An 8465-nucleotide genomic window follows, 5' to 3' on the forward strand; every position below is an offset into this window, starting at 1 on the left:
CCCTGCGCCAGCGCAGGGCATGACGACGCCGCAGCACTTCGACCTGGTCGTCATAGGCGCCAGTTTTGCCGGGCTGGCCTGCGCGCGCGCCGCGGCCAGAACGGGCCTGCAGGTCGCCATTGTCGAAAAGAAGACTTCTTCCGGCGACAAGCTGCACACCACCGGCATCATCGTGAAAGATGCCATAGACACCATCCCGTGGTTGCAGCAAGTGCCCGCGGCGCTGGTGCGGCAGGTGGACGGCGTGAGGCTTTATTCGCCCAATCTTCGCCATGTCGATCTGCACGCGCCCGGTTATTACTTCTGGGCAACCGACACGCCGGCCCTGCTGGACTGGATGTGTGCGTCCGTCGTGGCGGACGGTGTCACCTTGCTGGGCGGCACGCTGTTCGAGCAGGCTGCGCGAGACAGCGGCGGCTGGGCCGTGTCGGTCAAGTCGGTTGCATCGCAGGAGCCGATGGTGCTGCAGGCTCGCTATTTGGTCGGCGCCGACGGCCCCCATTCGCGTGTGGCCAAGGCTTTGGGCCTGTCGCTCAATACCCAGTTTCTCTTCGGCATCGAGCATGAATACGGCCAGGCCCGGCTGGATGCCAACCTGCTGCACTGCTTCATAGACCGCCAGCTCGCGCCCGGCTACATCGGCTGGGCTGTTGCGGGTGCCGGCATTCACCAGATCGGGCTGGCCAGGCGGATGTCCCCCTCAGGCGCGTCCGTGCCTGCCAAACAGGCGTGGATGGGCGCTTTCATGGAAAAAATCGCGCCGCATGTGGATGTCGGCAACGCAAGTCCGTTGGCGACGCGCGCCGGCATGATTCCCTGCGGCGGGGTGCTGAAGCGGGTGTCTGATGCACGCGTCATGCTGGTCGGTGACGCCGCCGGCATGGTGTCGCCCGTGAYGGCTGGTGGCATCCACACGGCACTGCAGCATGGCGACGCGGTGGGCAGCGCGGTAGCCGCCTTTTTGCAAGGTGGTTCGGCCGATGGCAGCGACCCGGCTGATCCAGCGCAAGGGCTGGTGCGGCACTACCCGAAGTTCCGCGCCAAGCGCACGCTGCGCTGGCTGTTTGACCGCTTTCAGGCCGACTGGATCTTCAATATGGCCCTGGACACCGAACCCATGCGGCAGGCTGCGCGCATGGTGTACTTTCACCGGCGCGGCAAACCAGAGTAGCCGCCCCGAAACGGGTTGCTAGACCAGCCCATACCAGCCCAGCAATGCGCCAGCGCCCAGCAGCCACAGCAGATGGATTTTGCTGCGCCAGACAATCACGGCTGTGGTGGCCGCCAGCAGCCACACCGGCCAGTCTTTCAGCGAACTACCGTTGGCGGTGGCCAATATCCAGCTTGTCGCGATCAGCAAGGCCACCACGATGGGTCCCATGCCCTGCTTGAAAGCCCGCACCGCGCGTAGTTCGCGGTTGCGGTGACCCCACTGCGCGGCCAGGTAGGTGAGGGTGGTGCTGGGAATCAGGATGCCCAGCATCGCCAGGAAAACGCCCAGCAGCCCGGTCAGCATGCCCCCCGCGTTCAGCCCCACATTCCACCCCAGCAAAGCGATGAACAGCACATTCGGCCCGGGGGCTGATTGCGCAATGGCAATGGACGCGTTGAACTGCGCGTCGGTTAGCCAGTGCTGCTTGTCGACCAGGAAACGGTGCATGTCGGGTGCGGTGGTGATGGCGCCGCCGATCGACAGCAGCGACAGCGAGAGGTAATGCAGGAAGAGGTCAAACCATTCCCGAGCGCCGAAGACGAGGTGCAGCGACTCGGTCATGGTGCCAGCCTGCGGTAAGCGAGCACACAGGCCACGCCGCCCAGCCCCAGCAGCACGTAGGCCAGCGGAAAGCGCAGCAGGGCGATGGCCACAAAACAGGCCACACCGAACGCGGCGCACAGCTGCAGGCCCAGCACGTTTTTCTTGAGCGCGCCGAACAGCTTCAGGCCGGTCGCGCCGATCAGCCCTGCTGCCACGGCGCCCATGCCGCGCAGCGCGCCAGCCACGCCGGGATGCCCGGCAAACTGGGCATAGACCACGGCCAGCAGCAACACGAGCACCAGCGGTACCGTCAGCATGCCGGCCAGCGCTGCCAGGGCGCCCTTGAGGCCGAAGTAGCGGCCACCTATCATCAGTGAGATGTTGACTACATTGGGTCCGGGCATGATTTGCGCGACGGCCCAGTCTTCAATGAATTCCTCGCGCGTCATCCAGCGCTTTTTTTCGACCAGCTCGCGTTGCACGACAGCCAGTACACCGCCAAAGCCCTGAAGCGCCAGCAAGGTGAATGAAATGAAAAGGTCGGAGAGGGATCGGGGTTTCGGGTGGTCTTCGGCGGGAGGGGTGCTCATGCACCAATTATCGCCGCTTCATCGATGCACCACAGCCTGCGCACAGGAGACCAAGGACCGCCGTTTGCTATTAATAAGATAGCTGCTTGCGCCCGCCGAATATGCGCTGCAGGCCAAAATGGCATGAATTTCCGGGCCGGCGCCCGACATGCCCTGCATGGCGGCTACAGCCGCAGCTCCCAGGTTTCGCCGACCAGGTTTTTTTTCCCAAAGCCATGGTAGGGCTCGCTCCTGGTCAGCTTGAAACCACGCCTGGCGTAAATGGCGCGCGCTGCGTCCAGGCAGCTGTTGGTCCAGAGCACCATTTTTTTGTAGCCCTTGCTGCGCGCAAATGCGATGCACTCGTCGGCCAGTCGCCCGCCCAGGCCCAGTCCGCGCGCCTGCGGCGTGAGGATCAACATGCGCAGCTGGGCCACGGTGGCTGATTTACGCGCCACAAACACCGCGCCCGCGCGCTCACCGTCGACTTCGGCTATCCAGCACTTCTCCCATTCCGGCTGGTGGTTCTTGAGGTATTTGCCGGCAATATCGGCCACCAGGGCCTCGAACTCGCTGTTCCAGCCGTATTCACGCGCATAAATTTCACCGTGTTGCTGCACCACCCAGCCGATGTCGCCGGGCCCGGGGTCGCGCAACAGCACGGTTCGTGTCGCGGCAGGTTCCGTGCGGCTGGCCAAAAGCCGCTGCACCGTGGTCATGGCCGTCACCACCTTTTGCTGGTGGTCCGGCGCCAGCGCGGCCAGCAGGGCGGCGGCCTCGTCGCGGGAGCGCTGCTGCAGCGGCGCAAATGCAGCGTGGCCGGCCTTGGTCAGCTTCAGCAGGCTTTGCCGCGCGTCCGCCGGCGAAGACGCGCGCGCCAGCCAGCCTTGGCTTTCGAAGCGGCGCAGGATGCGGCTCAGGTAACCCGCGTCCAGTGCCAGGTCGCGCCCCAGCTCCGTGGCTGTGGGCTGGTCGCGGTGGGCCAGCTCATACAACACCCGCACCTCCGTCAGCGAAAACTCGCTGTCCAGATAGGGGTCCAGTACGCCGATGCGCTGGGTGTAGAAGCGGTTAAAGCTTCGCACGGCCTTGACGTGGGCTGTAGAAGCGGGGGGCGCTCCAGTCTGGAGCGGGGCAGGCGTGCTTGAGGCGGTGGTATTGATTGACGAGATCATGGTAGATATCGTCAATCAATTGATTGACAAAGTCAAGTATGTGGCATCTTCTGGCAACACATCTGGTTCGGCAGCCCGGCCTCAGATCACCCGGCGCGGCGCCGCTGTGGCTGCATCGCCGCTGTTGGGCGCGCCGGTCGGCTCAATCAGCAGCAGGTGCGCCTCTTGCGGCGCCCGCGGACGATGGCGCACCCCGCGAGGCACCACGTACAGCTGGCCTGGCTTGAGCGTGACGGTGGGCTGGCCGTCGATGTCGATGTGTAGCTCGCCCTTGAGCACCAGGAAGAAATCGTCGCTCTCGGGGTGCGAATGCCAGCTGAATTCTCCCTGGACCTTGACGACCATTACGTCGTGCCCATTGAACTCGCTCACGGTGCGCGGCTGCCAGTGGCCTTCAAAGGTCGCGAGCTTGGTCTGCAGGTCTACGGCTTCTTTCATGTGAACTCCTCTTTCATGGCGGTTGAGTGCGGTTGAAGAGGGAGTTTCCTTGTCCAGGGCTGCTGCGTCTTGTACGATTGTTTCCTTTACGATTGTTTCATGCACGACGCCCAGGCCCCCACGCCCAAAGACTGGGCCCGCTTTCGTCCCGGCGCACTGGCCGGCGTGACTCAGATGAACGCCCACTTCACTGAGCACACCTTCGAGCGCCACAGCCACGAAACCTATTCCATAGGGGTCACCGCCTCCGGTGTGCAGACCTTTCACTGCGGCGGCACGCTGCACGCCAGTCTGCGCGGCGATGTGATTCTTTTTAATCCCGACGARCCGCACGACGGCCAGCGCGGCACGCAGGARGGTTTTGGCTACAGCATGCTGTATGTGTCGCMRCARGTGGTGAACGAATGCCGTGACAAGGAAGCCGGCCTCGACATGGCGGCTTATTTTTGCCAACCTGTGGTGCGCGACGCCGCCATGGGCCGCGCGCTGGCGCGCGCCATAGGCGCAGGCGGGCAGGCGCAAGAGTCGCTGCGTGCCGAAGAGCTTACGCGCAATGTGCTGGTGCACTTGCTGCAGCGCTATGGCGAGCGGCGCTCAGGCGATGAAGTGAAGCCGGCTGGCGTTGCGCGCATGGCCCGCATTCGCGACTACCTGCGCAGCCACTTCGACCAGGACATCACCGTCGATGCCCTCGCAGGCGAGGCCGGCTTGTCGCGTGTTCATCTGACCCGCGCCTTCGCCCGGCAGTTTGGCGTACCGCCGCATATCTACCTCAATGCCGTGCGCATCGAACGCGCCCAGTCAGCCATGCTGGCCGGGCAGGGCCTGGCCGAGGTGGCTGCCGCCTGCGGTTTTGCCGACCAGAGCCATTTCAGCCGGCGCTTCAAGGGCAGTGTGGGTTTGTCGCCCGGGGCGTGGCTGCGGCAGATGAACCCTTCTGCCGTCACCATCGAGTGAATCTACTGCAGGTCGGTAAATAAGGACTCCCCGCGGTCAAGCGGGTCCACAACTACGTTATAGATTTCATTGATGCGCCAGATCGGGGTTTCATAGGCGGCCTGGCCCTGCACCCTTACCAGGAATGCGCTTTTCCTTTCGTGAGCAGCAAGGGTCAGCTCACAGGAGAACTCGATTTGCCCTGTGTCCGTCGAAATGGCGCTCACAAGTTCATGCGCGGCAAGCGAGAGGCGCTCGGCGCTTTCGTGCGGCAAGAGTTGATCAACCTCATAGGTTCGCAGCACGATCTCAGTGATGCGATCGATGAGGTCGTCAACTACGGAGTTCGGATTTGTGACCATCTGTGGGTGCATTTTGGGGATTCCCCCGTGTCTCCCAAAGAACTAAAAAGCTATATCTATATTGCAGATTGTCATGAGTGGAATTTTCGCTTGATTGTTCGGTCAAGCATGGTTCCCGACAGCGAAAGTCGCTTTCGCGATACCACCTTAGACCGACATCCCGCCAGAAACCTCAATCACAGCCCCATTGACATAACTCGCCTCATCGCTCGCGAGGAACGCATAGACATTGGCAATCTCCTCCGGCCTTCCCAGGCGCTTGAGCGGCACATGGGCTTCCATCTCCTTGAGCACCTTGTCGGGGATCGTGCTGAGGATGGGCGTTGAAATAAAACCGGGGGCCACCGCATTCACGCGCACGCCCTTGGGGCCCAGTTCGCGGCTCCAGGTTTTGGTGAAGCCGATCACGCCGAACTTGCTGGCCGCGTAATTCGTCTGGCCGAAGTTGCCGTAGATGCCGACGACTGAACTGGCGTTCAGTATCACGCCACTGCCTTGCGCTGTCATGGTGTCGGCCACCGCTTGCGCGCAGTGAAAGACGCCGCGCAGGTTCACGTCGATCACCTTGTCAAATTGCTCCAGTGTCATTTTCTGCAGCCTCGCATCCTGCGTGATGCCGGCGTTGTTGACGAGGACATCAATGCGGCCGAACTGGTCCTTGACCTCGCCGACCACTGCATCCACCATGGAGCGCTGGGTCACGTCCATCACATAACCAACGGCCTGCGCGCCCAGGGCCTGGCACTGTTTGACGGCTTCATCCACACCGGCTTGTTTCACGTCGCAGACGATGACGATGGCGCCTTCCTGGGCAAACTTGAGTGCGGTGGCCAGGCCAATGCCTTGGGCGGCGCCGGTGATGATGCTGATCTTGTTTTGGAGTCTTGGCATGAAGTGGATATTGGATATGGATCGATGAGATGAATGGGAGGAAGGGTGAGTTAAACGAAGCAGCTCAGTAAACCGGCTGATGTTGGCGGATCGCATCTTTGACCGCATCCGTCAGCGCAAAGCCGGGCCCGAATTTTTCGGCCAGTTCGTCGCAGTGCGAGACAAAGGCGTCAATCCCCATGCCGTAGATAAACTGCATCGCACCTCCGGTCCAGGCCGGAAAGCCGATACCGAAAATTGAGCCGATGTTGGCGTCATGCACGGTGGTCAGTACGCCTTCGCTGAGGCATCGGGCAGTCTCCACAGCCTGGCGGTAAAGCAGCCGGTCTTTGAGTTCGTTGATGTCCCAGGCGGCGCCGGGTTTTTCAAACAGGGACTTGAGTTCGGGCCACAGGTGTTTTTTCGCACCTGGCTCGGTGGGGTAGTCGTAAAAGCCACCGCCGCTGGCGCGGCCGGGGCGCTTCAACTCTTTCACCATGCGTTCGACCAGCAGCTCGCCGGGCGTGGCGGTGTAGGTCTTGCCTTCTGTGGTGAAGTCGGTGCGTGTCTGGTCCAGCACGTGCACGCTCAGTGACAAGGCGGTTTCGTCCAGCACGGCCAGCGGGCCGACGGGCATGCCGGCCTGGATGCCGGCATTTTCAATCGCGGCGGCGGGAATGCCTTCGCCCAGCATGGCCGCGCCTTCCATCACAAAGGTGCCGAAGGTGCGGCTGGTGTAAAAGCCGCGCGCATCGTTCACCACGATGGGGATCTTGCCCAGGGCCTGCACATAGTCGAAGGCGCAGGCCACGGTTTCATCGTCGGTTTGCTTGCCGCGAATGATCTCGACCAGCTTCATCTTGTCGACCGGGCTGAAGAAGTGGATCCCGATGAATTTTTCGGGCCTGTCGCTTGCCGTGGCCAGGCTGCTGATGGGCAGGGTCGAGGTATTGGACGCGAAGAAACCGCCGGGCGCCAGCAACGGCTCGGCCTCCTGCGTCACTTTGGCCTTGAGGTCGCGCCGCTCGAAGACGGCCTCGATGATGAGGTCGCAGCCGGCTAGTTCCGCAACCTGGTCGGTCGCGGTGATGCGAGAGAGCAGGGCGCTTTGCTCGGCGGCCGTCATGCGGCCTTTCTCCACACGCGGCGCGGTGATCTTGCTGCTGTAAGCCTTGCCGGCTTCGGCCTTGTCCTGGCTGACGTCCTTGAGCACGGTGGCAATGCCTTTGCTGGCCTGTGCGTAAGCGATGCCCGCGCCCATCATGCCGGCGCCCAGCAGGCCGACCTTGGCAGGCCTGAAACGCCCTACGCCTTTGGGCCGCGACTGCCCGCTCTTGATGGCGTTCATGTCGAAGAAAAAGGTGTTGATCATGGCCTTGGCATTGGTGCCCGTCATGAGTTTGGCGAGGTAGCGGCTTTCGATGCGAAAGGCGGTCTCCAGGTCCACCTGTGTGCCTTCCACCATGCAGGCCAGGATGGCTGCAGGCGCGGGGTAGAGGCCGCGCGTCTGCTTTTTGAGCATGGCGGGCGCGACGCTGAGCGCCGCGGCGATCTTGGAACTGGCCGGTGTGCCACCCGGGATTTTGTAGTCTCTGGCTTCCCAAGGGTGTTGGGCTTTGGGGTTGGTGGCGATCCAGGCAAGTGCTTTGCTTTGCAACCCGGCAGCATCAGGCACCAGCTCGTGCACCAGGCCCAGCTCAAGCGCCTCACGTGGGTTAAAGGTTTTACCCTCGACCAGATAGGGTTGCGCGCCCATCAAGCCAAGGTGGCGCGTCATCTTGGTCACGCCGCTGGCACCGGGCAGCAGGCCCAGCGTGACCTCGGGCAGGCCAAACTGCGTTTTACGGTCGTCCACCGCCACGCGGTAGTGGCCGACCAACGCGACTTCCCAGCCGCCGCCCAGTGCCGTGCCGTTAAGGCAACTAGCCACGGGGATGCCCAGCGTTTCCAGGGTACGGAAGTTTTTCTTGACGCGTTCGATCTCTGCGTAGGCCTTGGGCGCGTCGGCCGGTGTGAGGCGCATCACGGCCTTCAAGTCAGCGCCGGCAAAAAAAGTGCTTTTGGCGGAGGCGAGGATGATGCCTTTGAGGGCGTCCTTGTCTTTCACCACTTGGGCCGTGACTTCACTGAGATCGCCCTGCCATTGCAGGCACATGGTGTTGACGGGCGAGCCGGGCTCGTCGAACGTGATGGTGGCAATACCGTCACTCAGTTCATAGTGGATAGTTTTCATGGGAGAGGCTGGGAAAGGAGGGTTTTCACGGAAAACACCGCGGAACCGGCTTTGCCGGGCCGCTGGTGTTGCCCCCTTGAGGGGGAGGCGGCTGCGCAGCAGGCGCTTCGGGGGGGAGTCATATTC

At 62.6% G+C, this 8465-nt stretch carries 9 protein-coding genes; 2 read left to right on the forward strand and 7 right to left on the reverse strand.

The window, feature by feature from the left end; genetic code table 11:
* The first annotated feature begins 19 nt into the window (after positions 1-19).
* Positions 20-1171 (forward strand): NAD(P)/FAD-dependent oxidoreductase, encoded by a 1152-nt coding sequence (locus tag AC1D1P_RS08710; protein ID WP_477672703.1) that lies wholly within the window; start codon positions 20-22, stop codon positions 1169-1171.
* Between the two features lie 18 nt (positions 1172-1189).
* On the opposite strand, the gene AC1D1P_RS08715 is transcribed toward AC1D1P_RS08710, so the two are convergent.
* The 4 genes from AC1D1P_RS08715 to AC1D1P_RS08730 all read right to left on the reverse strand — a co-directional run bounded on the left by AC1D1P_RS08715 (position 1190) and on the right by AC1D1P_RS08730 (position 3938).
* A complete protein-coding gene (locus AC1D1P_RS08715; protein ID WP_477649214.1) occupies positions 1190-1774 on the reverse strand; it encodes a chromate transporter in 585 nt (194 codons plus the stop codon).
* Positions 1771-2346, reverse strand: coding sequence for a chromate transporter (locus AC1D1P_RS08720; RefSeq protein ID WP_457280691.1), 576 nt, complete (start codon positions 2344-2346; stop codon positions 1771-1773). The genes AC1D1P_RS08715 and AC1D1P_RS08720 overlap by 4 nt, the downstream gene beginning before the upstream one ends.
* 164 nt (positions 2347-2510) lie before the next feature.
* Positions 2511-3500: a bifunctional helix-turn-helix transcriptional regulator/GNAT family N-acetyltransferase gene (locus tag AC1D1P_RS08725; RefSeq protein ID WP_477669370.1), complete on the reverse strand. Its 990-nt coding sequence runs from the start codon at positions 3498-3500 to the stop codon at positions 2511-2513.
* Positions 3501-3581: 81 nt separating this feature from the next.
* Positions 3582-3938, reverse strand: coding sequence for a cupin domain-containing protein (locus AC1D1P_RS08730; protein ID WP_457280693.1), 357 nt, complete (start codon positions 3936-3938; stop codon positions 3582-3584).
* Between the two features lie 99 nt (positions 3939-4037).
* Here AC1D1P_RS08730 and AC1D1P_RS08735 point away from each other — a divergent pair, with 99 nt between their 5' ends.
* Positions 4038-4895, forward strand: coding sequence for an AraC family transcriptional regulator (locus tag AC1D1P_RS08735; protein WP_477672702.1), 858 nt, complete (start codon positions 4038-4040; stop codon positions 4893-4895).
* A 2-nt stretch (positions 4896-4897) separates the two neighbouring features.
* Here the strand turns inward: AC1D1P_RS08735 and AC1D1P_RS08740 are convergent, their stop codons facing one another.
* From AC1D1P_RS08740 to AC1D1P_RS08750, 3 genes are all read right to left on the reverse strand, one after another.
* Positions 4898-5236 carry a hypothetical protein gene (locus AC1D1P_RS08740; RefSeq protein WP_477669372.1) on the reverse strand — a complete coding sequence of 113 codons (339 nt, stop codon included), beginning with the start codon at positions 5234-5236 and terminating at the stop codon, positions 4898-4900.
* Between the two features lie 147 nt (positions 5237-5383).
* Complete coding sequence (gene fabG, locus AC1D1P_RS08745; RefSeq protein WP_477669373.1) at positions 5384-6127, reverse strand: 3-oxoacyl-ACP reductase FabG; 744 nt, start codon at positions 6125-6127, stop codon at positions 5384-5386.
* Between the two features lie 64 nt (positions 6128-6191).
* A complete protein-coding gene (locus AC1D1P_RS08750) occupies positions 6192-8339 on the reverse strand; it encodes a 3-hydroxyacyl-CoA dehydrogenase NAD-binding domain-containing protein (protein ID WP_477669374.1) in 2148 nt (715 codons plus the stop codon).
* Between the last annotated feature and the right edge of the window lie 126 nt (positions 8340-8465).

Source organism: Polaromonas sp. P1_E1_2 (genome assembly GCF_056406035.1).

Bases quoted from the DNA above. Each gene is read 5' to 3' on its own strand.
- AC1D1P_RS08715 (WP_477649214.1), bottom strand. From the start codon at position 1,774: ATGACCGAGTCGCTGCACCTCGTCTTCGGCGCTCGGGAATGGTTTGAC.
- AC1D1P_RS08720 (WP_457280691.1), bottom strand. From the start codon at position 2,346: ATGAGCACCCCTCCCGCCGAAGACCACCCGAAACCCCGATCCCTCTCC.
- AC1D1P_RS08725 (WP_477669370.1), bottom strand. From the start codon at position 3,500: ATGATCTCGTCAATCAATACCACCGCCTCAAGCACGCCTGCCCCGCTC.
- AC1D1P_RS08730 (WP_457280693.1), bottom strand. From the start codon at position 3,938: ATGAAAGAAGCCGTAGACCTGCAGACCAAGCTCGCGACCTTTGAAGGC.
- AC1D1P_RS08740 (WP_477669372.1), bottom strand. From the start codon at position 5,236: ATGGTCACAAATCCGAACTCCGTAGTTGACGACCTCATCGATCGCATC.
- fabG (WP_477669373.1), bottom strand. From the start codon at position 6,127: ATGCCAAGACTCCAAAACAAGATCAGCATCATCACCGGCGCCGCCCAA.
- AC1D1P_RS08750 (WP_477669374.1), bottom strand. From the start codon at position 8,339: ATGAAAACTATCCACTATGAACTGAGTGACGGTATTGCCACCATCACG.